This window comes from Streptomyces sp. NPDC017936, assembly GCF_044328485.1.
Lineage (GTDB): Bacteria > Actinomycetota > Actinomycetes > Streptomycetales > Streptomycetaceae > Streptomyces.
Genome location: NZ_JBIRHK010000020.1, coordinates 43,600 through 66,757 on the forward strand (window position 1 = coordinate 43,600; position 23,158 = coordinate 66,757).

Here is a 23,158-nt window from a genome sequence, read left to right on the forward strand (position 1 = left end):
CGGCCGGCGGGACGGGTCAGACCGCGCCCGCGATGCGCGCCGCCTTGTGGCCCAGCTCGACCGAGTAGCTCTGCCCCCGGTCCTGGGGGTAGATCTGCGCCATCGTCGCCAGCGTCACCTTGCTGAGGTGCGTGCGGTGACCGGGGATCAGCGCCTTGTACTCGGGCGTGACCACCGGCTGCGCGAACGGCGCCCGCGAGAAGTGCCAGTCCTGGATCCAGGAGCGGTCGAAGTCGGGGTTGAGCCGCTTCAGGTACGGCAGGTAGCGGTCGAGCAGCTCGGCCGGGTCGGTGGTGAAGCGCCAGTCGTCGCGCTCGACGTAGTTGCCGACGTAGAGGATGTGCCGTCCGCCGTACTCCGCCGGGTCGATCATCCTGGTGTGCTCGACGACCGCGAGGAACGGGAAGTCCGGCTCGTTGACGTTGAGCCAGTAGTACGGGACGGCGCTGCGGTCCAGCTCCAGGACGAAGCAGGTCGCGCCCAGGTACTGGTTGCGCCGGACGACGTCGTCGGCGGGCGCGTCGGCGGCCTTGGCGAAGGCGGGCTGCGGAGTGGTGACGATCAGGTGGTCGAAGGTGTACTCGGCACCGTCGTCCGTGCGCACGGTGACCGGACCCTCGTCGTCGGCCTGGCGTATCGTCTCCATCCGCTTGCCGAACTCGACCTTGCCGCCGCGTTCGGCGATCCGGTCGCGCAGGGTGGCGTAGACGCGCTCGAACCCGCCGTCCAGGTAGCCGAGTTCGAAGGTGCGGCAGTGGACGCGGGCCCACAGCCAGGCCATGGAGACCTGGTCGGCGCGGTCGCCGAACTTCCCGCGCAGCAGCGGCTCCCAGACCGCCTCGGTGGCGCGTCGCCCGGCCCACCTGTTGAGCCAGCTCAGGGCGGTGCGGTCGGTGAACCGCTCGCCGTCCCGCACGACCTTCAGCACCGCCGAGGACAGCCCGAAGCGGATGCCGGCGAACAGGCCGTACAGCGGGGAGCCGAGCATCTCCAGCGGGGTGCTGAAGGGGTGCATACGGCCGTCCCGGTAGACACCGGTGGTGGTCCTGCGGAAGCGCAGGTCGCCGCCCAGGCCCAGTTCCTCGATGAGCTCGATCATCTGCCGGTCGCTGCGGAAGATGTGGTGGTAGTAGCGCTCCAGCGGCACTCCGCCGACGGTGATCGACGCGGCGAGGCCGCCCAGTTCGTCGGCGGCCTCCAGGACCGTGACCGCGTGCCCCTGCTTCACCGCGTCGTACGCGGCGGTGAGGCCGGTCGCTCCCGCGCCGATGACGCCGAGAATCATGCGAAACTCCACTTTCTGTTGAGCGCGAACTGGAAGACCAGCACCACCGGCAGCGAGCCCGCCTTCACGAGGTTGGGGTCGATGCCGAGGCCCCGCGAGAACACCGCGAGCAGGACGAACGTCAGGGCGACACCGGTGAGCCCGACGGCGTAGAAGCGCAGGTAGCGCGTGAGCAGGCGGTCGCGCCTGCCGAAGGTGAACAGGGCGTTCAGGACGAAGTTGTTGGTGATGCCGAGGCTGGTGGAGAGCACGTTGGCCACCTGCTCGTGCAGCCCGGCCACGTTGTGGAGCAGCAGGAACGCGCCCATGTCGAGCAGCACGCCGCTGCCGCCGACCAGCACGTACGTGATCAGCTGCCGCAGGTCCCGGGCGCGGGTGTCCGACGGCGCGGCGCCGTCCGCCGGGACGTCGGCGCCCGTCCGGGAGCCGACGTGCACCCTGCCCTCAGTGGTCATGGCGGACGCCGTCACCGGCGGACTCCGTGCCGTGCGCGATGACCCGCCGCACGGTGTACAGGGGCCGGCCCTGCACCTCGGCGTACGTCCGCCCGATGTAGCTGCCCAGCACGCCGAGCGAGAGCATCTGCACACCGCCCAGGAACAGGACGACGACCATGAGCATGGTCCAGCCGGAGACGGTGATGTCCGGGGCGAACACCTTCATGGCGAGCGCGTAGACGATGCCGGTCAGGGAGAGGACGAGGACCGCGAAGCCCAGCTTGGTGATCATCCGCAGGGGTGCGGTGGAGAAGCCGGTCAGGCCGTCGACGGCGAGGCGCGCCATCTTCTTCAGCGGGTACTTGGTCTCGCCGGCGAACCGCTCGTCGCGGTCGAAGTGGACCTCGGTCTGCCGGAAGCCGATCGAGGCGACCATGCCGCGCACGAACCGGCTGCGCTCCCGGAAGCGGCGCAGTTCGTCGGCGGCGCGCCGGTCCATGAGCCGGAAGTCGCCGGTGTCCACCGGGATGTCGACCTCGGTGGAGGAGCGCAGCAGCCGGTAGAAGGCGTGCGCGGTGGTCTTCTTGAAGAACGTGTCCTGCCGGCTGCGGCGGCGGGCGTGCACGATCTCGGCGCCGTCCCGCCAGGCGTCGATCAGCTGGAGGCTGACCCTCGGCGGATCCTGGAGGTCGGTGTCCATGACGATCACGGCGTCGCCGTGCGCCTCGTCGATGCCGGCCGTGATGGCCATCTGGTGCCCGAAGTTGCGGGCGAAGTCGACGACGCGGACGCGCCGGTCGTTCTTCGCGATGTCCTCGAGAACGGCGAGCGTGCCGTCGGCGGAGCCGTCGTTGACGTAGACCAACTCGTAGGTGAATTCCGGGCGCTCCCCCAGTGCCGCCACGAGTTCCTCGTGGAAGTGGCGGATGCCGTCCTGCTCGTTGTAGACGGGTAATACATAGGAGACGAGCGCGGCACCGCCACGTGGGCGGGGCACCCGGGACACCTGCGCTCGACCGGATACGTCTGGCATTCGGCGAACGTAGGGGCGCGATGTGAACGCGGCCCGAACGCGCGATGAGTGACGGGGTGCGGTGAAGCGACATGCGCCGCCCGCGGTTGTCGGGCGGCGGCCGCGTCATCTTTCGTGGATCAATTCCTCACGCCGTGCTCACCGCACTCCGTAACGCGCCGCGATTCCCGCGACGACGATCTCGAGACCTTCCTCGAAGTGCCGGTCGTAATCGGCGAACAGCTCCGGACCCGCCTTCGCGGCCAAAGGGAATTCGCTCATCCGGCGGGTGCGTTCCGCCAGGTCGAAGCCCTCGTGCCGTTCGCCGGGCCGGGGCTGGACGCCCTGTTCCTCGGTGACGAAGCCGAGCGTGTACAGGTACGTCGTCGTGGTCGCGCGGACGGCCTGGGCGAGGGTGAAGCCGGCGGCGGTGAACAGGCGCAGGTTCTCCTCCATCTGTTCGGCGTGCTCGATGCCGGTGAAGCGCGAGCCGCTGAAGACCTTCGCGCCGTCGCGGTAGCCGAGCAGCGCGGCACGCAGTCCGCGGCTGGAGCCCAGCAGACGCTCCCGCCAGGTGTCGTCCGGGTCGAGGGGCGTTCCGGCGACCATCCGGCGGTACATCTCCGTCGCCATCTCGTCGAGCAGCGCCTGCTTGTCCTTGAAGTGCCAGTACAGGGCGGGTGCCTTGACGTCCAGCTCCTTGGCGATGGCCCGCAGGGTGAGGCCCTCCAGGCCCACTTCGTTCAGCAGCCGCAGCGCGGTGTCGGCCACCCGCTTCCGGTCGAGCGGCCTGCGTCGTTCCGTGTTCACGCTTGACAGCTTAACGGCGTTAAGGCCATGCTCGTCGACGTTCGCACTTAACGACGTTAAGGAGAGTGGGACGTATGACCGCACAGGTGGACGTACTGGTCGTGGGCGCGGGTCCGAGCGGGCTGGCCCTCGGCATCGACCTCGCGCGCCGCGGGGTGGACGCCCTGCTCGTGGAGCGGGCCGACGGCCTGTTCCCGGGTTCGCGGGGCAAGGGGATCCAGCCGCGCACGATGGAGGTCTTCGACGACCTCGGTGTGCTCGACGCGATCCGCGCGGCCGGCGGCACCTACCCGGTCGGGATGATCTGGCGGGATGGCGAGCGGCTCGGCGAACACCATCTGTCCGACCCGGCCGAGCCGACCGAGGACTCGCCGTACGACGAGCCCTGGATGGTCCCGCAGTGGCGCACCCAGCAGATCCTGCTGGAGCGGCTCGAGGAGCTCGGCGGGAAGGTGGCCTTCGGCCGCGAGGTCACCGGCGTGACCCAGGACGAGGACGGGGCGACCGCGCACTTCGCCTCCGGCGAGCCGGTGCGCGCCCGGTACCTCGTCGCGGCGGACGGCGGCCGTTCCGTGGTGCGCCGGGCGGTCGGCGTCGGCATGACCGGGGAGGAGGTGGACCCGCTCCCCACGCTGGTGGCGGACGTGCGGATCACCGGCCTGGACCGCGACAACTGGCACTTCTTCCCGCAGGGCGAGGGAGCCGAGGACCTCCTGGCCGTCTGCCCGCTGGCCGGGACGGAGGACTTCCAGCTGGTCGCCCGGTTCGCGGAGGGCACGGAGGTGGACCTCTCCCTGGAGGGCGTGCGGCGGGTCGTCGCCGCCCGCACGCACCTCGCCGCCGAGGACGTCACGGAGGTCCGCTGGGCCTCGGAGTTCCGCCCGCGGGTCGCGCTCGCCGACCGGTTCCGCGCGGGCCGGGTCTTCCTGGCCGGCGACGCGGCGCACGTGCACTCACCGGCCGGCGGCCAGGGCCTCAACACCAGCGTCCAGGACGCCTACAACCTGGGCTGGAAGCTGGGCGCGGTGCTGGGCGACGGGGCGGAGGCGTCGCTGCTGAACACGTACGAGGAGGAGCGGCGCCCGGTTGCCGAGCAGATGCTGCGCCTGTCCACCAGCGTCCACCGGGGCGAGACCCGGCGGGGCGGGGCGACGCGTCAGCTCGGGCTGGGCTACCGGGAGTCGTCGCTCACCCGGGAGACCCGCGAGGTCCCGGGCCCGGTGCGGGCCGGTGACCGCGCGCCGAACGGGACGGTGGCCGGCGTGCGGCTCTTCGACGCCTTCCGGGGACCGCACTGGACGCTGCTCGCGCTGGGCGCCGCCGGGGCACCCGGACTCGGAGACGCGGTACGCCTGGTCCGCGGGCCCGCCCACGCGACGTACGGCACGGGGCTGTTCCTCGTGCGGCCCGACGGCTACGTCGGCTGGGCGGGGGACTCGGCGGCGGGCCTCGGGGACCACCTCAGGCGCCTGGGCCTGCGGCTCTAGGCCCGCGCCTGCGGCCTGACCGGCCCCGGCCGGACGTGCCGCACGGCAGGCCCGGCCCGGCGGGCCCCGGTCAGGAGCCGGCCAGCGACAGCTTCGCCGCGAAGCCCAGGAACAGCGCCCCCGCGGCCGAGGTGGCCCCGGCCGCGATCCGCTTGCGCCGCCGGAAGGCCGCCGCCAGCTTCGTCCCGCTGAAGATCAGCGCGCTGAGGTAGAGGAAGCTCGCGAGCTGCGCGAAGGCGCCGAGCACGACGAAGGAGAGGGCGGGGTGGGCGTACGCCGGGTCGACGAACTGCACGAAGAAGGCGACGAAGAACAGGATCGCCTTCGGGTTGAAGAGGCTGATGACCAGGGCGCGCCGGAAGGGCCGCTCGTCGGCCGCGGCCGCGGTCCCGTCGGCGGCGGCCGGCTGCCCGGAGCTCCGCCGCTCCCGCCACATGCCCCGCGCGGCCCGCAGCATCCCGACCGCGAGCCAGGTCAGGTAGCCGGCCCCCGCGTACTTCACGATCCCGAACAGCACGGCGTTGGCCTGGAGGAGGGAGGCGACGCCGGCGGCGGAGAGCGTCATCAGCACGGCGTCGCCGCACCAGACCCCGGCCGCGGCGGTGTACCCGGCGCGTACCCCGCGCCGGGCGGCGACGGAGAGGACGTACAGGGAGTTGGGGCCGGGCAGGAGGACGATCAGGACGAGTCCTGCCAGGTAGGTGGGGAGGTCGATGACGCCGAACATGGGGGGAGTGTCGCACGGGGGTGCGCACTCCGCTCCGGTGGGTCAGCCGTCGAGAAGGGTGTCCACCGGGATCTCGACGCGCACGCCGACCGACTCCGGCACGGTCACGTCCTGGCCCCGCTCGAAGCGCTGGGGGTCGGGGTACTTGCCGTCGGCAGGATCGGTGTGGAGCAGGACCTCGTCGTGCTTGCGGTCCACGACCAGGTAGGCGGGGATGCCCGCCTGGGCGTAACACTCGGCCCTGGGACCGAGGTCGTCGGACCAGTCGGACGACGTGATCTCGACGACCATGCGGAAGACGTTCGGGGCGTAGGAGTTCTTGGTGACGTGGGCGTCGCGGAAGTCCTCGTCGACGACGGACAGGTCGGGGATCGCGAAGTCCGCAGGCAAAGTGGTCAGCCAGAGCCCGACGCCCTGGACGTACTCGCATCCGGCCTCGACGAGCCCTGCCCGGTCAAGGGCCCTGCCCAATTTCGTCAGCGACAGGGCGTGCGAGCCGTCCGGCGGCGGTGTCGCGGTGAGCCTCCCCTGGAGGATCTCCACGCGGTGGCCAGGCAGTGCGCGGGCGAGCTGGTCGGCTGCCTCGCCCAGGGTCAGCTCCTGCTGCAGTACGGCCATGGCGTCCTCCTTTCCGGGGCCCACTCTCCACGAGGGTGACCGGGGGCGGACCGCTTCCGCCCGTGATCACTCATAGGGGGTGACCGGCCAGGTCAGAAGGCGTCCGACGGCACGTAGGTCCCCCAGACCTCCCGCAGCGCGTTGCACACCTCGCCCACGGTGGCGCGGGCCTTCAGCGCGTCCTTCATCGGGTACAGGACGTTGTCCTCGCCCTCGGCGGCCTTCTTCAGGGCGGCCAGGGCGGTGTCGACGGCGGCCTGGTCGCGCTCGGCGCGCAGCTTGGCCAGGCGTTCGGCCTGCTGGGCCTCGATGGCGGGGTCCACGCGCAGCGGCTCGTACGGCTCTTCCTCGTCGAGCTGGAAGCGGTTGACGCCGACCACGACCCGCTCGCCGGAGTCGGTCTCCTGCGCGATCCGGTAGGCGCTGCGCTCGATCTCGTTCTTCTGGAACCCGTGCTCGATCGCGGAGACCGCCCCGCCCAGGTCCTCGACCTTCTGCATCAGCTCCAGCGCCGCGGCCTCGACCTCGTCGGTCATCTTCTCGATCACGTACGAGCCCGCGAACGGGTCGACCGTCGCGGTCACGTCCGTCTCGTAGGCCAGCACCTGCTGCGTGCGCAGCGCGAGGCGCGCGGACTTGTCCGTCGGCAGCGCGATCGCCTCGTCGAAGGAGTTGGTGTGCAGCGACTGGGTGCCGCCGAGGACGGCCGCCAGGCCCTGAACGGCCACGCGGACGAGGTTGACCTCCGGCTGCTGCGCCGTCAGCTGCACGCCGGCCGTCTGGGTGTGGAAGCGCAGCATCAGCGACTTGGGGTTCTTCGCACCGAACTCCTCCTTCATCACCCGCGCCCAGATCCGGCGCGCGGCGCGGAACTTGGCGACCTCCTCGAGGATCGTCGTGCGGGCGACGAAGAAGAAGGAGAGGCGGGGCGCGAAGTCGTCGACGTCCATGCCGGCCGCGACCGCCGTGCGCACGTACTCGATGCCGTCCGCCAGCGTGAACGCGATCTCCTGCGCCGGCGAGGCGCCCGCCTCGGCCATGTGGTAGCCGGAGATCGAGATCGTGTTCCACTTCGGGATCTCGGCCTTGCAGTACTTGAAGATGTCCGCGATCAGCCGCAGCGACGGCTTCGGCGGGAAGATGTACGTGCCGCGGGCGATGTACTCCTTCAGCACGTCGTTCTGGATCGTGCCGGTGAGCCGGGAGGCCGGGACGCCCTGTTCCTCGCCGACCAGCTGGTACATCAGCAGCAGGAGAGCGGCGGGCGCGTTGATCGTCATCGACGTGGAGACCTTGTCCAGCGGGATCCCGCCGAACAGCACCCGCATGTCGTCGACCGAGTCGATCGCCACACCGACCTTGCCGACCTCGCCGTGCGCGATCGGCGCGTCGGAGTCGTGGCCCATCTGGGTGGGCAGGTCGAACGCGACCGACAGACCCATCGTGCCGTTGGCGATCAGCTGCTGGTACCGGGCGTTGGACTCCACCGCCGTGCCGAAACCGGCGTACTGACGCATCGTCCACGGCCGGCCCGTGTACATCGACGGGTACACGCCCCGGGTGAAGGGGTACGCCCCCGGCTCGCCCAGCTTCTCCGCCGGGTCCCAGCCCTCCAGGGCGGCAGGCCCGTAGACCGGCTCGATGGGCAGTCCGGACTCCGACTCGCGCGCCATGGTGTGATGCCTCCCGCTGAGCAGTTGCTCGAGTTACTCGCCAGTTACCCGCCAGTACGGACCGACTCCTCGACGGACTGTAGCGGCGGGCGTGCACCCGGTGGAGGGGAGCACGCTGGGACCTTCCTCACAGAGTGGTTGCGGTCCCGGTCACAACCATGCCGTGCCGTTCGCGAGCCGTCATCCGCGGGGAACATCTCGGACATGACCAGCATGCGAAGATCGCTCGCCGTCGTGGCGGGCGCGGCGGCCCTGGCGACGACGTGCGGCTGCGCGGTGCAGACCACCGGCTCCGGGGGCGGGGCGGGCTCGCCCGTCCGCGTCGGCGCCGGCGCACCGGCTCCGACGGCCACGGCGGCCACGAGGGCGGCGGCCTCCACGCCTCCCCGGACCCCCGCGGCTCCCCGGACCTCCACGCCTCCCCGGGCCTCCGCGACTCCCCGGGCCTCCGCGTCGTCCGCCGCCGACGCCAAACCGCCGAGCGCCGCCCCCGCCTCCGGCAGCCCGGCTCCCCCTCCCCCCGTCCTCTGGTCCCGCGGCGACACCGGGCGGGACGTCCGCGAACTCCAGGCCCGGCTGCGGCAGATCGCCTGGCTGTCCTCCGGCCCGACGGGTGCGTACGACGCGCCCACCGAGCAGGCGGTGAGGGGGTTCCAGGGCCGGCGGGGGCTGCCGCGGACCGGGTGGACGGACACGGTCACCTGGGAGCGGCTGCTGGGGATGACGCGCGCGCCGGAGAAGGGGGAGCTGTACGCGACGGCCGGCCGGCCGGCCGCGGCGCCGGACCCGCGGTGCCTGACCGGGCGGGTGCTGTGCATCGACAAGGCGAGCCGGACGCTGCGCTGGATGATCGACGGGCGGACCGTGTCGACGATGTCGGTCCGCTTCGGCTCGCAGTACACGCCCACGCGGGAGGGCGTGTTCCACGTCTACTGGAAGTCCCGCCACCACGTGTCCACGCTCTACGACTCGCCGATGCCCTACGCGATGTTCTTCAGCGGCGGGCAGGCGGTGCACTACTCGTCGGACTTCGCGGCCCGGGGATACGCCGGGGCTTCGCACGGCTGTGTGAACGTACGGGACGAGGCGGCGATCGCGGGGCTGTTCGCGCAGGTGCGCAACGGCGACAAGGTCGTCGTCTCCCGGTGAGGTTCTGGGGCGCGGGCGGGACCGGGGGAACGTGCCCCGCCCGCGCCAGGTGCACGAGCCGTGGGTACGGGGGGAACCCCGGCTCAGTGCGAGGGCCGATGACCAGTCGGCTCACTTCTTACTGCGCTGCGGCCGCCGAAAACGTCACACCCGTCGCCGAGAAATTTCCGAGAACGTGCCGAGATTCATGAACCCGCAGGTCAGAGGCTTGTGACTGTCGGGGCGGGCGAGACGCTCACGCCATCGCCGTGCCGGTCGAGGGCACCGGGAGCGCCGGACGACCCGGAGAAGCCGGCGCCGTTGCCGTTGCCTCCGCCGTTGCCGTTGCCTCCGCCGTTGCCGTTGCCTCCGCCGTTGCCGCCCTTGCCTTCCTTGTTGCCCTTGTCGCCTTTGTTGCCTTTGTTGCCTTTGTCGCTCTTGCCGTTCTTCGTGCCGCTCTTGTCGCCCTCGGTGCCCTCGGTGCCCTTGTCGCCTTCGCCGTCCCCGCCGCCCTGGCCGCCGCTCCCGCCGCCCCGTTCCGGGTGTGCTTCGCCCTTGCCGTTCCCGGTCCCGCCGGTGCGGGCTCCCGGTCCGGCCGACGGGGCGAGGACCCGCGCGCAGTACGACCGCACGCGCGAGGAACCGCCCGCGGCGCCTTCCAGGGTGCGGCGGCGCACGATGTCGAGCGTCCGGCCGTCGCGGACGTCACGGCAGGCCGAGGCGACACCGTCCGGGAGGCCGGCGCCGTCGCGGTCGGCGGCCCCGGGGGTCCCCTCGGCGGTCGGGGCCGGGGTGCCGCCGGGGGTCGCCGGATCCTCGGCGCCGCCGTTCACCTCGGACGAGGGCGAGTCGAGCGGTCGCTCCGGGCCGGGGGTGGCGGCGGCCGACACGGAGGAGGCGGGCCCCGGTTCCGCGCCGCCGAACGGGGTCGGCAGCACTCCCGTACCGGCCGCGACCGCGGCCCCGCCGGCCATGCCGACGGCCAGCGCGGCGGCCAGTGCCAGCCGGGCGGGATGCCGGCGGCGGGGCCGGCCGCCGGCCGCGCCCCGCCGGCCGATGCGCACCGGCTCGCCGTCGGCGGTGCGCCGGTCCGGGTGGTCCGCGGAACCGTCCGGGCGGCCCGTGGCGCCGACGGGTCCGGCGGTGCGGCCGGCGCGGATCGTGCGGAAGGCCGCCGGGGCGGCGGTCTCGCCCGGGACCTCGCCCAGGGGGACGTCACCCGGGCCGGCCTCGCCCGGGGCCGCGGCCGTCGGCGCGGCCGCGCGCTCGGCGCGGGCCTTGCGGAAGGCCGCGAGGGCGGCCGCTTCGCCGGGGAGTTCCTCGCCGGCCGGGGCGGGCTCGGAGAGCGCGGCGAGGGCGCCCAGGGTGCGGGCGAGCCGTTCGGCCTCGGCGCGGTGGGCGGGATCGACAGCGTTGTCCGGCGCTTCTCCGCCGAGCAGACGTTCCGCCGTGGCCGGGTCCAGCCAGCGGCCGGGACCGCGGCGTCCGGCGTTGTCGCCGGGGGATTCCCCGTCTCCCGGGAAGACACAGCGCTCGTCGGCCATCACATGTCCTTCTGCGTCCGCGCGCACGCATGCGTCACACCGGCGGACGTCACCGCGCGCGAGCGCGGTCCTGGCTGGGGCGGGAGCGCGTCGAGCACGCCGGCCGCTTCGGGATCGTCGCCGAGCAGCTCGGCGAGCTTCCTCAGGCCGCGGTGCGCGGCCGTGCGGACGGCTCCGGGCCGCTTGCCGAGCGTCTCGGCGGCGGTCTTGGCGTCCAGGCCCACGACGACCCTGAGGACGACGGCCTCGGCCTGGTCCTGCGGCAGCCGGGCGATGAGGTCGAGGGTGCGGCCGGTGGCGAGCGCCTCGATGGCCTCGCCCGCGGTGTCCGACTCGGCGGGCCGGCCGGTCAGCTCCGTCTCGTCGCCGCCGATCGCGGGGCGGCGCCCGCGCATGCGGATGTGGTCCAGGGCGCGGTTGCGGGCGATCCGGGCGGCCCAGCCGCGGAAGCGGTCGGCGTCGCCGCTGAAGCGCTCCAGGTCACGGGCTATCTGGAGCCAGGACTCGGAGGCGACGTCCTCGGCGTCGAGGTCGCCGACGAGCGTCCGGACATACCCGAGGAGCCGCGGGTGCACCGCGCGGTACACGGCCCGGAAAGCGGTCTCGTCCCCGTTCTGTGCCGCAAGCACCGCGGCTGTCAGCTCCGCGTCGTCCCCCACGTCGTGGTTCCTCGGTTGATGGTTGCGGTGTCACCGACCCGCAGCTGGTCGCGGCCGCAGGTGGTCGCGGTGGTCCAGCCGCTCCGCCGTCCGGCGCGAAAGGCACGTTACGACCTGAAACCGCCGGTCGTCCACGTCCGTACAAGATGCAACTAACTCGTGACGCGGTGACCGAGCGCGGGGTGTGACAGAAAACGCACTCATGGCGCTGTAGGAAGTACGGGCCGCCGCGCGGCCCGTGCCGCGCGACGGCCGGGGCCTCTCCTGTGGGGGGTGGCGGCCCCGGCCGTCGCCTCGGCGACGTGCGGGGCCGCCCGCGGGCGGGGTCCCGCGCCGGGCACGGCCGGCGCCTTGACGGCCGGCCACCGGGTGACCCCTGCGGCCCCCTGGGCCGTGCCGTCCGCCGGTCCCCGGCGGCCCTTACTGGTTCCTGCCCTTGGCCTTCGGGGTGCTCTCGGCCTTCTGCTCCTGGCCGTTTCCGGCCCCGTCGCCGGTCCCCGTGCCGTTTCCGTTCCCGGGGGCGTCGGAGGCGCCACCGGACCTGTCCTGGCCGTTCGCGTGCGACGGGACGGCCGAGGCGGCCTCGGACGCGGACGCGCTCCGCCCCGCGCAGTAGGCGGCGACGTTCTCCTCCCCGCCGGCGGCGGTGACGAGCCGTTGCCACGCCGTGGAGTCCAGCGCCTTGCCCCGGCCCCGGACCCGCTCGTAGGCGCGACAGTGGGCCTCGGTGTCCTGGGCGGACGCCGGGCGGTCCCGGTCCCGGTCCGCGGTGGCGGCCGGGGACGGTGGGCCGGACGGCGTGGCCTCCCGGTGCTGGCGGGCGCTCGCCGACTGCTGCGCACGGGCCGGGCCGGCGTCGTCGGAGGACGATCCGCCGCCGGCGCCGATCGCGGCGACCGCGACCCCGCCCAGGGCCAGGCTCGCGACCAGCACGGAGAGCGTGGTCCTCAGCGAACGTGAGGGGAAGCGCCGCCCGTGCGGCCGCCAGTCGTCCCGGCGCCGGGTCCGGGCGGTCCCGTGCGCGCCCGCGTCCCGCGCGGCCCGGAAGGCCGCGACGGCCCGCCGCTCGCCCTCGTCGGCGTCCGCGGGGGTGCGGCCGCGGAGGGCGGCCGCGAGCAGCGCCTCGACACCGGCGCCCGCGCCGTGGGAGCCGGAAGCGCCGTGCGGCGCGGGGCCGCGATCCGGGCCGGAAGCGCCGTGCGGTTCGAGGCCGCGATCCGGGCCGGAGGCGCCGTGCGGTTCGAGGCCGCGATCCGGGCCGGAAGCGCCGTGCGGCGCGGGGCCGCGATCCGGGCCGGGGCCGTCGCCCGGATCGGAGGCGGTGCCGCCAGGGTGCGCACGCCGACGGCCGAGGTACCCGCCGTCGCTCATCCGTTCACCCATGTCCGCTTCCGCCTGTCCTGCTTGTCCGAGTCGTTCGAGCCGTGTGCGCCGCTCGGGTCGTCCGAGCCGTCCGGATCATCCGGTCCGTCCGGGCCGTGCGGCCGTCCGAGCCGCGTGCGGCTCCCGCGCCACGCACGGCGTCCGAGCCGTTCCGGGCGCCCGAGCCGTGCGACGTGCCGCCTCCGGGAACGTCCGCCGCCCCTGATCCATACGGGCCGCGGCCGTCTGCGTTCATTCCGACTCCCCCAGCGTCCGGGGACCGCCATCCGTCACACCCTCGACGCCCAGCTGGCGGGCGAGCCGTTTCAGGCCCCGGTGGGCGGCGGTGCGCACCGCGCCCGGCCGTTTGCCGAGCACGCGGGCGGCGGCCGGTCCGTCCAGGCCCACCACGACCCTCAGCAGCACCGCCTCGGCCTGGTCCCTCGGCAGCCCGCGCACCAGCTCCAGGGCCCGCTCGGTGGAGAGCGTCTCCAGGACCTGGTCGTGCGTGCTGTGCGGGCCGGGCAGGTCGAGCACGTCCTGTTCGAGCGCCGACGAGCGGGGCCGTACCCGCAGCCGCCGCAGGTGGTCGAGTGCCCGGTGCCGGGCGATGGTGGCGGTCCACCCCCGGAAACCCGCGCCGTCCCCCTTGAACCGCCCCAGGTCACGGGCGATCTCCAGCCAGGCGTCGGAGGCGACGTCCTCGGCGTCGTCCCCGACGATGCCGCGCAGGTAGCCGAGCAGGCCCGGCTGCAGGATCCGGTACGCGACCGCGAACGCGGCCTCGTCGCCGCCCTGGGCCCGTGCCACGGCCGCGCCCAGTTCCCCGTCGTACGCGTGCGCGCGCCGGGGTTCCCCTCCCTGGCCCAAGACTGTCCTCGTTCGTACGGAGTTTCCGGCAGGTGCGCGGGGCAGCGCTCCGTGCACCCGCCACGGCCGTGTCCACGCCCCCCACGGTCATCAGCGTCCCGTCCCACGGATCTGTCACAGGGTGGCGGCGCCGTCCGGCGCGGTTCCCCGCCACGGGTCCGTGCCGGCGGCGCCGGGGCGCTGTGGTCAGGCCGCCGTGCCCCTGGCCGCCGGCCTGCCGGCCGGCACCCGCCGGGCCCTGCCGTGCAGGGTGAGGTAGAAGGTGTGCAGCGACTCGTCGGCGCCGCCCGTGCGGAACCGGTTGACGACCCGGCCGAGGGGGTTCCAGATCCGCCCGTCGGGCATGCGCGCGCCGACGGACTGGCCGAAGTAGGCCCGCTGCCGTTCGTCGAGGTCCACCCACTTCGCGCCGGCCCGGCGCACGAGCACCTCACCGACGTACGCCCCGAGCCCGACCAGCGTGTCGTGCGCCCGCTCCCGGTCCGCGCCGCCCTTGCGCAGCCCGTCGACCAGGAAGTCGACGACGCGCAGGCTGGCGACGGAGTAGTCCAACGGCAGCCGGTTGCGCGCCGTGGCCCGTGCGACGAAGCCGGCCGCGCACGCCCGCATCCCGCTCGCGTCTTCCATGGGTCCGTCCCCCTCCGTCACACGGGGAGACCACCGGGCCGGGGCTCCCCCGCCTGCCCCAGCGCAGCGGCCCCCGCGAACATCACGGGCCACCGCTGTGTCAGTGGTCACACCGACCCCTCCGGGCACGGGCGCGGCCGTCGTCGGGGCGGGGAGCCCGGCCACCCGGGCCCGACGCGCTCGGGAGAGCCGGCCGGCGCACCGGGGCCGCCCGTCCGGGGCCGGGGAGCGGGTGCCGGTCCCGGGCCGGCGCACGGCTCATCCGCGGCCGCCGCCCACGGCGTCCCGGCACAGCAGCCGCAGCGAGCCGTGGCCGGCGAAGCAGCGGCGCGCCTCGTCGACCGGGTCCCACAGCCGGCCGTCCGGCGTACGGATCCAGTGGTCGCCGCCGGTCGCCCACCACTCGGCGCCGGTCTGCCGGACGATCACCTCGCCGGCGTACGCGCCGAGTCCGCGCAGCACGCTCTCCACGGCGGCGTACGGGGTGTCCTCGCGCCGCAGGTCGTCGATGAGCCGGTCGACGCGCCACAGGCTCTGCGCCGAGTAGTCGAGGCGCAGCCGCGCGCCCTCGCGCAGCGTGGCCACGGCGTCCGCCGCCCACCGCGCGGGTCTGGCGGCGGCCTGGGGTCGGGTCTGCTGGGTCTGCTGGGTCTGCTGAGTCGTCGTACTGGTCACATGGGAAAGAGCGCCGACCGCCGTCGAACCATCACCCTGGGCCCGGCTGGTCCGCCGGACCGGCGCAGGACCGCCCCGGCTCCCCCGCACACCGGACACGGGAGCGACACCCCTGCCCTCCCGTGCGCTTCCCGGCGACGAGCGCGTGCCTCCGCGTCCGCGCCGTACCGCCCCGGCGCCGCGCCGCAGCACGACCTGGCCGCGAGGGCTCTTCGAGCGGCGCACGGTACGGGGACGCGCCGGTGACCCGGCCGCCCGGCCGGGGCCGCCGGGTCACTTGCGCCCGCGCGCCCGCCGCGACACCACCGCCCGCAGCACGCGCCGCCCCTCGGTGGACACCTCCAGGGCCCGGCGCAGCCCGCCCGCCCCGTGCCCGGCGAGGACCTCCAGGACGGTGACCTGGCGGCGCAGCTCGGCGGCGGCGAGCGGCGGCATGCCCTCGGTGGCGCCGGACCGGCGGACGTCGATCGGAGAGGCGTCGGCGGCGGGGTCGAGGAGCAGGTGGATCCGGAGCGAGGCGACCGAGCAGGCGTCGGCCCAGACCCGCAGCGCGGCGGCGGACCGCTCGGCGGGGGCCGCCTCGAGCATCCCGCGGGCGAGCACCACGGCCTCCTCGTCACCGGCCTCGCCGGGGACGTCCCCGGCGGAGCCCAGCGCGGCGCGCACCCGCTCCAGCAGCTCGCCCCAGGAGGCCGCGTCGGAGGTGTCCGCGAGGTCCCCCCACAGCGGGCGCAGGGTCTCGTCGTCGCCGCCGAGAAGGGGCACGCACCGATCCAAACAAGCCAGCCCGCTCGTGGCCAGTCCGCGGTCGTCCGCCTCGGCGATGAGGTCCACCAGACTCATGCACGCCTCCCTGTCCGGGGCGCCATCCTCACGGAGCCCGCACTTCCCCTTACTGCGTGCAACAGCCCGGGAGTGTCACAGCGGTCACGCGGGAGAGGTTTTCGGCCAACCCGAACTCCCTCCCGCGGGCGGCGGATTAGGCCGGCGGGAGGCATCCGGATGGTGAGCCCGTGGACGTCCCCGGACGATGGAGCGCGAGCCCACCGGCCGGAGCCCCCGCTCCCGCCGTGCCCCCGTGACGGTCGAAGGAGCCGCCCGTGATCCCTCTCCCCTCCGCGCCCGGCGCCGGCTCGCGCCGACGGCTGCCGCGGATCCCGAAGAGCCCCAGGGGGTCACTGGCGGTCCTGGTGGGGATCCTGCTGGTCCTCCTCCTGTCGGCGCTTCTGACGGGCTGGTTCGGCGTCGAGAACCTCAGCTGGGCCCTGACCTACACGGGACGCATCACCGGCGCCGTCCTCATCGTGAGCTCGGTCACCACGGTGGCGGGGGCCGCCGCGGTCGTGGACCACTGGTACCGGAACTGCTTCGCCTACTCGGGACTGGTCGCGCTGATCGGTACGGCCGTGGCGCTGCTGGCCAACGTGATGCTGCTGCTCGAGACGCTCAACGGGGATTCCCTGACCTACCGAGTGCTGTGGACCCTGCTCGCGGCGGGCTGTCTGTGGGCCGCCTTCGCGCTGTGGCGGACGTCGCCCGTGATCCCCGCTCCCAAGCGGGTGGCGACGGCGGTGATCGCCTCCTCGGCCCTCGCACTGGCCAATTTCGGCTACCAGACCCTCTACAAGCCCTACCAGGACACGGGCAGGCCGGTCATCAAGATGGCCGTGGGCGAGCCGGTCCTGCGAAAGGATCGCCGAGCGTTCTCGGTGCCGGTCGACATCAAGCTCGAGAACCGGAGCGACCTGGGGTTCTACGTGCTCGGCGCCGAGTTCCACACCATGGGGGAACGGGTGCCGCTGAGCGCGACGGACCGGCTCCGCACGCAGTGGCGTGCCGATGCCGAGCAGTGGAACACATCATCCCCGGAGACACGCCCGCTGTCCCGCAGGGAGATCCACCAGCCCGGCCAGTTGGTGGCGGCTCAGCCGTGGATGTCCCCCGGGGACTGGGTCGAGCCGGGCGACGAGTTCGTCACCCGGACGGTGGTGCAGCTCCCCATGGACACGCCGTACGACCAGTTGGCCTTCTACGCCACCGGGAGTTTCGCGCGCAAGGACAAGCTCAGCCTGGGGCAGGTCCGGCCAGGGGGGAACACCTGGTCCGGAGGCAGGGTGCCGGCGTGGATGTCACAGGGGGACCTCGACTCCGTCATCTACCGCGGCAGGGTGCGCGAGAACAACGCGCTCGACGAACAGACGAGGGATCCGCGCTTCATCACCGTCTACTGGGCGTTCGGCCCGCACGGCGCGGAGGTGATCGAATCCGTCACGCGGACCGGTGAGGAGGACCGCACCGCGAGCGACGCGGAATCGCACGAGCTGGTGGACCGGTACGGGATCGTCCGGACCCGGATGGGTCCGCTCGAGCGGTCGCTGTGGGACATCAAGACTCAGTGACGACCGGCACGGCCGTCCTGTCCGCCCTGGTGCCGGTCCAGGTGCTCCAGCCACGCCACGAGGGCGAGCGAGCTGTTCACGCGGTCCCAGGAGCAGGCGTCCCCCAGGCCGAGTTGTGCCTCCCGCACCGCCCGGCACAGCGTCCCGACGTCGAACATCTCGGCGACCAGCGGGTGCCGTGCGGAGCGGCAGAGGTCGATGAGTTCCTCGCCGTGTGTTCGCAGGCCGCGGGCGTAGACCTCGTTGAAGGGGATCTTGGGGGCCCGGTCGTGGATGCGGGGCGGGAGCAGGTCGGCCACGGCCTCGCGCAGGACCGCCTTCGGCAGGCCCGGCCGGAACGCGGCACCGGCGGGGAGACGGCGCATCGTGGCGACGACCTCCGGGTCGAGGAAGGGGTGCGTGAGGAAGAAGCCGTTGCGCCGTGCGTGGTCCCAGGACAGCGGGTCGGGGGCGGCCAGGTAGTTGGCCGCGTCGTACAGGGACCGTTCGGGATCGCGGCCGAACACGAAGCGGCTCTCCGCGACGCCGGCCTCGCGGTACCCGTGGGCCCGCGCGAATCCGGGGCGCAGCCAGCGGGGGCGGGTGAAGGCGCCGAGGCCGCCGAGCACCGTTCCGCGCCGGCGGACGAGCGCCGTGATCCGTTCGGCCGCCAGCGGTGCGGCCGGCCGCACGACGCAGTCGGAGACGACGCCGCGCAGACCCCGCTCGCTGCCCCCGGCCCAGGCGCGGGCCTGCTTCGTCAGCTGCCGCAGCTGTCCTCTGCGGGCCAGCCCGTGCAGGTGGAACGGGTTGGCGTCGGCGATCGGGTCGGCCCCGCAGCCGGTCAGCAGGACGTCACAGCCCTGTGCCGCCGCGGCGGCGTGCAGCCTGCTCCAGAACGGGGCGCGGAAGGCGTGGGCGCACGGTTCGTCGGCGTCGCCCGCGTGGTGCGGGAAGTCGTCGAAGTCGGCCACGTCGTCGGCGTCCACGACCAGCGTCCGCGCCCCGGGGGCGAGGCGGCGCAGCTCCTCCACCGCTTCGTCCAGGTACGGCTGGTCCCCCGCCAGTTCTCCGGTGCCGAAGCGCCCGGCGAGCAGGACGAGGCCCTCGCCGTGGCCCTGTCCCGCGGCGAGCAGACGCGCCGCGAGCAGCGCGACGCTCGTGGAGTCGGTCCCGCCGGAGACGTGGCAGGCCGTGGTGGTGCCCAGCCGGCGCCCGACCGCGTGTTCCAGTGCGCGGCGCAGCTCCCGCGCGGCCCCGCCCGGAAGGTGCCCGTCCGCCAGCGGACCTGACGGGTCGTCTGCCCGCGGGACGCGGGACGCCCGGCCGCGCGGCTGTCCCGTGAGGGACAGTTCCACGACCTCGCCGCCGAGGACGCGGCGCACCCCGGCGAACGGGGTGAGGGGCGAGTGCTGCTGGGCCATGTTGCCGGTCAGGTACCGGCAGAAGTAGCGGAGCTCCGGCTCCGCGCCGCCGCCCAGGCGCCGTGCCGAGGTGCCGGCCGCGCTCACCCGGCCACCGGACTCCCTGAGGAACAGGGGCATGCGGGCCTGTTCGTCCCTCATCAGCAGGACGCGGTCACGGCACACCAGGACGGCCGCGTAGTCGCCGTTGGGCAGCGGGGGCGCGGCTCCCGGCCGGCCGAAGTCGTCGAGGAGACGGCGCGCGCCCGCCTCGCGGTCGTGGAACGAGCCGGCCCAGCCGACCACGGCCGCGGTGCCGGCCGGTGAGGAGACGCTCGTCACGAGTCCCCGCCGCGCCAGGGCCTCGGACGTCCACAGCCGCGGGGTGTCCCCGGCCCACGTGAGGCCGAGCGCTTCCACGTCACTGCCCTCCGCCGGCGATCGAGAGCACCGGCGCGAACGCGCGTCCGCGCGGATCGGCGTCCGGGACGCACAGGCCGGCCGAGGACGTCCAGGTGTGCAGGGCGAGCGGCGGCTCGCGCACACCGACGTGCAGCACGGCCGCCAGGCCCCGCCGCCGCAGCAGCAGGTAGGCCGTCACCGCCTCGGTCTTGCAGTCGTGGTCGATCAGCCAGCTCTCCCGGCCGAGCGACTGCACCGCCCGCTTCAGCCGTGCGACCTCCTCGGCGGCGGGGGGATCCGCGCGCACGTAGTCCGGGGCCGCCAGGGACAGGAGCCGCAGGACGCGCCCGAATCCGAGGGCCCGGATCGTCAGGTGCACCCCGCGCAGCCAGAGCCCGACCTCGCGGTCCGAGTACTCCTTCGGGCGGGCCGTGGCGCATCCGGCGCGGCTGAGACCGGCGACGAGCCGCGCGCGGTCCCCGGGGCCCCCGTCGGCGAACCCGCGGAGGTCCGCCGTCGTCATGCCGAGGAAACGCGTCCGTCTCCAGTCCGCGATCAGCGCTCCGTTCGACGTCCTGGTCGCACGGCAGTGCGGTGACAGGATCCGCCTCAGGGCTTCCAGGGAATCGGCGTCCTCTGTCACCGCACGTCCTCCAGGAGCGGGTCAGTACTGGTATCCGTGACCGTCGTAGTAGCTGCCGCTGTAGCCCCGGATCAGACGCCCGTTGCCGAGCAGGACGAGCCAGTACGGCGTGCGACGGCGCAGCAGTCGGAGAAACATCGCCTACCTCCAGAATCAGGCGACCGTCGGTCCATTCCAGGCTACTCCGCCCCGAATGCCCCGCAATCGGTCAGCCGCTCCGTCGTCAACGGGCAACGCCGGGTGCGGTGTTGCCCGTTCAACCAGCAGTGCCTTCAACCAGCCGCGCGTTCAACTGCTCGCCGTTCACCTGCTGGTTGTTCAACTGCTCCTTGTTCAACTGGTCCTTGTTCAACTGGTCATGGTTCAACCAATGGGTATGCCCCGCCCCGCGCCCGCCTCAGCCCAGCCGTTCCGCCAGCGCCGTGAACTGGGCCCAGGTCAGCTCGGGCGCGTCCGGGTCCCACAGCTTCTGCACGGTCGCCCGCAGGGGCATCCGGATGCCGGCCGCGACCTGGTCCTGGGTCTGGGAGGCGGCCAGGTCGCACCAGACCGCGAAGGTCCCGCCGAGGATCTGGGCGTCGTACCGCGCCGGCACGGGGGTCGTGCCGCGCAGGACCCGCGGGGTCCACTGCTCGTAGATGCGCCGGCCGGTCGGGTAGACGAAGGTCTGCGGCTCGCCGAGGACGTAGTAGAGGTACTCGTCGTTGTAGTTGAGGACCTTGCGGCCCGCGCCGAGGTACTCCGCCGGCTTCCGCGCGCCGATCTCCTTGCCCGTCCAGTAGGCGACCACCAGGTCGGCGGCCGGTTTCACCGACGACGCGCTCCGGTAGAAGCCGTCGTTCCAGGCCCGCACGGTGCGGTCGTGGGCGCGGACGGTGGCGGCGCGGTCGTTGAGCCAGCCGGTGGCCAGGTCGGCGACGGTGGCGCCGGATCCGTGGGCCTGCCGGGCGGCGGCGGCGAGCTGCGGGTACGAGGCCTGCGGGTCGGACACCGTCAGGGCCTGGTACTCGTCCCCGCCGAGGTGCCACTGGCTGCCGGGGAACAGTCCGGCGAACTCGTCCAGCAGATCGTCCAGGAGGGCCGCGGAGGCGTCCTTGGAGATGTCGATCGCCCCCCGCGTCGCCTCGCCCTGCGCGTTGCGCAGCTGGAGCTCGGGGTGGGCGGCGAGGACGGCGCCGAGGTGTCCGGGCGAGTCGATCTCGGGCACGACGGTGATGTGCCGGCTCGCCGCGAGGGCGACGATCTTCTTCACCTGCGCCTTGGTCAGGTGCGGCGAGGAGACGATCTCCGGGTGCGTGTCGGACTGGATCCGGAAGGACTGGTCGTCGGAGAAGTGCAGACCGAGCTCGTTGAACTTCAGGTCCCCGAGCTCGCGCACCCGGTCCTCGATCCAGCCGGCCGTGAAGTTCTTGCGCGCGATGTCCAGCATGAACCCGCGCCGCGGCTTGGCCGGCTCGTCCCGCACGACGCCCTCCGGCGCCGTGGCTCCGCCGTGCACCTCCTGCTTCAGGGTGCGGGTCCCGTAGAACACGCCCGCGTCGGACGGCCCGCTGACGGTCACCCGCCCGCCGCGCACGGTCATCGTGTACGACTCGGGGTTCGCGCCCTCGTCGTCGTTCAGCGCGAGCCGCAGGTCGCCGGCGCGCACGTCGTCCCGCTCGCCCGCGTACGACATCCCCAGCTCACCGGCGATCAGCCGCCCCTCGTCGGCGAGCCCGGCGTCGCTCACCACGACCCGGTGTCCGGCGGCGGGCCGCCAGCCGGGGCCGCGGGCGGGGGTGTGGGCACGGACGGCGGGGATCGTCCGCGGGGTCTGCGAGAGCGCGTAGGACCGGCCGGGGGCCGGACTGGCCGCCGTCCCGGTGCCGGACCCGGCCGGATCGCCCGAACCCGCCGCACCGGACTGCCGCGCCGCCGACCCCGCCGGCGTCCCGCCCCCGTCACCGGACGCCCACACGCCGACGCCCGCGCCGAGGACCACGACGAGACCGGTGGCCACCAGGGCCCGCCGCACCGTCGTCCGCTGCGGGTTCCTCTCCGGCGCCCGGCGCCGGTGCCTGTGCCTGTGCCTGCTCACCCCGCCAACCTACGGCCCCGGCTCGGCCGAGGCGCGCGGGAGGGGTCCACCGCGCCGCCCGAAACTCTCTCTTTCGAGTGAGATTCGGGCAAGCGTCGGACACGTCATGACCACTCTCGATAACGTAACGTCACACCTTTCACCACATCCCCTGCCACCTCACACGTGACGCGAGGACCCACGCTGCCTGCGCACCGCCTCTCCCGCCCCTCCGGCCGAACGGCCATACCGACGCTCCCGGAGCAACCCCGGACCCCTCCCTCCCCGCATCCGCTGGAGGCGTTCAACGCCGCGCCCGCCGAGGAGGCCCACCACACCCTCCTCACCTGCCTGCGCAGCCCCCGCTGGGCCCGGCGCATCGCGGCCCACCGCCCCTACCCCACCCTGGACGCCCTGCTGGCCGCGTCCGACGAGGCGGCCTACGACCTGGCCCCGGGCGACCTGACCGAGGCCCTGGCCCGGGAATCCCTCCCCGCCCTGCCGGCCGACGCGTACGGCGCGGCCCACACCGCCCTGGACGCCGCGCACGCCGCCTACGAGGACCGCTTCGGCCACGCCTTCGTCCTCTACCTCGGCGACACGCCGCCGGAGGAAACCCTCGATCACACTCTCGAAGCCATCCGGTCACGATTGACGAACGATCCGGACCGGGAGCGGGAGGTGGCGGCGGAGGAACTGCGGCGCCTGACGAGAGGACGGCTGACGACCCGCCTCGGGGGCACGAGACGCGGTCCGACCAGGCACGATGGGCCCACGGGCGGTAGATAACAGGACACACCGTCCCGTATGCCACCCCCGCTCACCCGAACGCGTGCCACTTTGATCACACCGCGAGACCCCCGCTGAGCTCAGGCCCGGCGCGTCGCTACGATGCTGGGGGCCGGTGGACCGTACCCGGCCGGGCCCGTCCGACGCCGAAGCCGGCAGGCCCCAGTCCCCGCTCCCGGAGGGTTCTTCCGTGCCGGCTGGAACGCTGTACCGCGGCCGGGAAGGAATGTGGTCCTGGGTGGCTCACCGAGTCACCGGCGTCCTCATCTTCTTCTTCCTGTTCGTTCACGTGCTGGACACCGCACTCGTGCGTGTCTCCCCCGAGGCCTACGACGACGTCGTGGCCACGTACAAGACCCCGATCGTCGCGTGCCTGGAGTACGGCCTCGTCGCCGCCATCCTCTTCCACGCCCTCAACGGCCTGCGCGTCATCGCCGTCGACTTCTGGTCCCAGGGCCCGCGCTACCAGAAGCAGATGCTGTGGACCGTCGTCGGCATCTGGCTCGTGCTGATGCTCGGGGCGATCTATCCCGTCCTCGGCCACGCCGCTCGTGAAGTCTTCGGGAGCTGAGA

At 73.6% G+C, this 23,158-nt stretch carries 22 protein-coding genes; 5 read left to right on the forward strand and 17 right to left on the reverse strand.

Going from position 1 to position 23,158, the window contains the following annotated elements:
* Positions 1-16 precede the first annotated feature (16 nt).
* The 4 genes from ACH4F6_RS33220 to ACH4F6_RS33235 all read right to left on the reverse strand — a co-directional run bounded on the left by ACH4F6_RS33220 (position 17) and on the right by ACH4F6_RS33235 (position 3,544).
* Positions 17-1,285, reverse strand: a complete 1,269-nt coding sequence (locus ACH4F6_RS33220; RefSeq protein WP_397964080.1) for an NAD(P)/FAD-dependent oxidoreductase — start codon at positions 1,283-1,285, stop codon at positions 17-19.
* On the reverse strand, positions 1,282-1,740 hold the full coding sequence (locus ACH4F6_RS33225; protein WP_397964081.1) for a GtrA family protein: 459 nt from the start codon (positions 1,738-1,740) through the stop codon (positions 1,282-1,284). The genes ACH4F6_RS33220 and ACH4F6_RS33225 overlap by 4 nt, the downstream gene beginning before the upstream one ends.
* Positions 1,730-2,719 (reverse strand): glycosyltransferase family 2 protein, encoded by a 990-nt coding sequence (locus ACH4F6_RS33230; RefSeq protein ID WP_397964082.1) that lies wholly within the window; start codon positions 2,717-2,719, stop codon positions 1,730-1,732. The genes ACH4F6_RS33225 and ACH4F6_RS33230 overlap by 11 nt, the downstream gene beginning before the upstream one ends.
* 174 nt (positions 2,720-2,893) lie before the next feature.
* A complete protein-coding gene (locus ACH4F6_RS33235) occupies positions 2,894-3,544 on the reverse strand; it encodes a TetR/AcrR family transcriptional regulator C-terminal domain-containing protein (RefSeq protein WP_397964083.1) in 651 nt (216 codons plus the stop codon).
* Between the two features lie 74 nt (positions 3,545-3,618).
* Here ACH4F6_RS33235 and ACH4F6_RS33240 point away from each other — a divergent pair, with 74 nt between their 5' ends.
* Positions 3,619-5,031 carry an FAD-dependent oxidoreductase gene (locus tag ACH4F6_RS33240; protein ID WP_397964084.1) on the forward strand — a complete coding sequence of 471 codons (1,413 nt, stop codon included), beginning with the start codon at positions 3,619-3,621 and terminating at the stop codon, positions 5,029-5,031.
* 70 nt (positions 5,032-5,101) lie between these two features.
* Here ACH4F6_RS33240 and leuE read toward each other — a convergent pair whose 3' ends face one another.
* The 3 genes from leuE to ACH4F6_RS33255 all read right to left on the reverse strand — a co-directional run bounded on the left by leuE (position 5,102) and on the right by ACH4F6_RS33255 (position 8,049).
* Positions 5,102-5,758, reverse strand: a complete 657-nt coding sequence (leuE, locus tag ACH4F6_RS33245; protein ID WP_397964085.1) for a leucine efflux protein LeuE — start codon at positions 5,756-5,758, stop codon at positions 5,102-5,104.
* Between the two features lie 42 nt (positions 5,759-5,800).
* Positions 5,801-6,376 (reverse strand): Uma2 family endonuclease, encoded by a 576-nt coding sequence (locus tag ACH4F6_RS33250; RefSeq protein WP_397964086.1) that lies wholly within the window; start codon positions 6,374-6,376, stop codon positions 5,801-5,803.
* A 92-nt stretch (positions 6,377-6,468) separates the two neighbouring features.
* On the reverse strand, positions 6,469-8,049 hold the full coding sequence (locus tag ACH4F6_RS33255; RefSeq protein WP_397964087.1) for a methylmalonyl-CoA mutase: 1,581 nt from the start codon (positions 8,047-8,049) through the stop codon (positions 6,469-6,471).
* A 213-nt stretch (positions 8,050-8,262) separates the two neighbouring features.
* Between ACH4F6_RS33255 and ACH4F6_RS33260 the strand changes: the two genes are divergently transcribed.
* Positions 8,263-9,198: a L,D-transpeptidase family protein gene (locus tag ACH4F6_RS33260; RefSeq protein WP_397964196.1), complete on the forward strand. Its 936-nt coding sequence runs from the start codon at positions 8,263-8,265 to the stop codon at positions 9,196-9,198.
* 200 nt (positions 9,199-9,398) lie between these two features.
* Here ACH4F6_RS33260 and ACH4F6_RS33265 read toward each other — a convergent pair whose 3' ends face one another.
* The 7 genes from ACH4F6_RS33265 to ACH4F6_RS33295 all read right to left on the reverse strand — a co-directional run bounded on the left by ACH4F6_RS33265 (position 9,399) and on the right by ACH4F6_RS33295 (position 15,757).
* Entirely contained in the window at positions 9,399-10,721 is a 1,323-nt protein-coding gene (locus tag ACH4F6_RS33265) for a hypothetical protein (protein ID WP_397964088.1), read from the reverse strand.
* Positions 10,721-11,380, reverse strand: a complete 660-nt coding sequence (locus tag ACH4F6_RS33270; RefSeq protein ID WP_397964089.1) for an RNA polymerase sigma factor — start codon at positions 11,378-11,380, stop codon at positions 10,721-10,723. Before ACH4F6_RS33270 ends, ACH4F6_RS33265 begins: the two co-directional genes overlap by 1 nt.
* Positions 11,381-11,800: 420 nt before the next feature.
* On the reverse strand, positions 11,801-12,763 hold the full coding sequence (locus ACH4F6_RS33275; protein WP_397964090.1) for a hypothetical protein: 963 nt from the start codon (positions 12,761-12,763) through the stop codon (positions 11,801-11,803).
* Between the two features lie 231 nt (positions 12,764-12,994).
* A complete protein-coding gene (locus ACH4F6_RS33280) occupies positions 12,995-13,612 on the reverse strand; it encodes an RNA polymerase sigma factor (protein ID WP_397964091.1) in 618 nt (205 codons plus the stop codon).
* Between the two features lie 186 nt (positions 13,613-13,798).
* Positions 13,799-14,239: a hypothetical protein gene (locus tag ACH4F6_RS33285; protein ID WP_397964092.1), complete on the reverse strand. Its 441-nt coding sequence runs from the start codon at positions 14,237-14,239 to the stop codon at positions 13,799-13,801.
* 258 nt (positions 14,240-14,497) lie between these two features.
* Positions 14,498-14,914 carry a hypothetical protein gene (locus tag ACH4F6_RS33290; RefSeq protein WP_397964093.1) on the reverse strand — a complete coding sequence of 139 codons (417 nt, stop codon included), beginning with the start codon at positions 14,912-14,914 and terminating at the stop codon, positions 14,498-14,500.
* Between the two features lie 273 nt (positions 14,915-15,187).
* Positions 15,188-15,757: a hypothetical protein gene (locus ACH4F6_RS33295; RefSeq protein ID WP_397964094.1), complete on the reverse strand. Its 570-nt coding sequence runs from the start codon at positions 15,755-15,757 to the stop codon at positions 15,188-15,190.
* Between the two features lie 257 nt (positions 15,758-16,014).
* Between ACH4F6_RS33295 and ACH4F6_RS33300 the strand changes: the two genes are divergently transcribed.
* A complete protein-coding gene (locus ACH4F6_RS33300; RefSeq protein ID WP_397964095.1) occupies positions 16,015-17,313 on the forward strand; it encodes a hypothetical protein in 1,299 nt (432 codons plus the stop codon).
* On the opposite strand, the gene ACH4F6_RS33305 is transcribed toward ACH4F6_RS33300, so the two are convergent.
* The 3 genes from ACH4F6_RS33305 to ACH4F6_RS33315 all read right to left on the reverse strand — a co-directional run bounded on the left by ACH4F6_RS33305 (position 17,307) and on the right by ACH4F6_RS33315 (position 21,739).
* Positions 17,307-19,115, reverse strand: coding sequence for an asparagine synthase-related protein (locus ACH4F6_RS33305; RefSeq protein WP_397964096.1), 1,809 nt, complete (start codon positions 19,113-19,115; stop codon positions 17,307-17,309). The two genes, ACH4F6_RS33300 and ACH4F6_RS33305, sit on opposite strands and share 7 nt — an antisense overlap.
* A gap of 1 nt (position 19,116) precedes the next feature.
* Positions 19,117-19,740 (reverse strand): lasso peptide biosynthesis B2 protein, encoded by a 624-nt coding sequence (locus ACH4F6_RS33310; protein WP_397964097.1) that lies wholly within the window; start codon positions 19,738-19,740, stop codon positions 19,117-19,119.
* Between the two features lie 397 nt (positions 19,741-20,137).
* A complete protein-coding gene (locus tag ACH4F6_RS33315) occupies positions 20,138-21,739 on the reverse strand; it encodes a glycoside hydrolase family 20 protein (RefSeq protein ID WP_397964197.1) in 1,602 nt (533 codons plus the stop codon).
* A gap of 243 nt (positions 21,740-21,982) precedes the next feature.
* On the opposite strand from ACH4F6_RS33315, the gene ACH4F6_RS33320 reads away from it, so the two are divergent.
* Together ACH4F6_RS33320 and sdhC are read left to right on the forward strand one after the other, a co-directional pair.
* Positions 21,983-22,585, forward strand: coding sequence for a 2-oxo-4-hydroxy-4-carboxy-5-ureidoimidazoline decarboxylase (locus ACH4F6_RS33320; RefSeq protein ID WP_397964098.1), 603 nt, complete (start codon positions 21,983-21,985; stop codon positions 22,583-22,585).
* 190 nt (positions 22,586-22,775) lie between these two features.
* A complete protein-coding gene (gene sdhC / locus ACH4F6_RS33325) occupies positions 22,776-23,156 on the forward strand; it encodes a succinate dehydrogenase, cytochrome b556 subunit (RefSeq protein WP_397964099.1) in 381 nt (126 codons plus the stop codon).
* Positions 23,157-23,158: the final 2 nt, after the last annotated feature.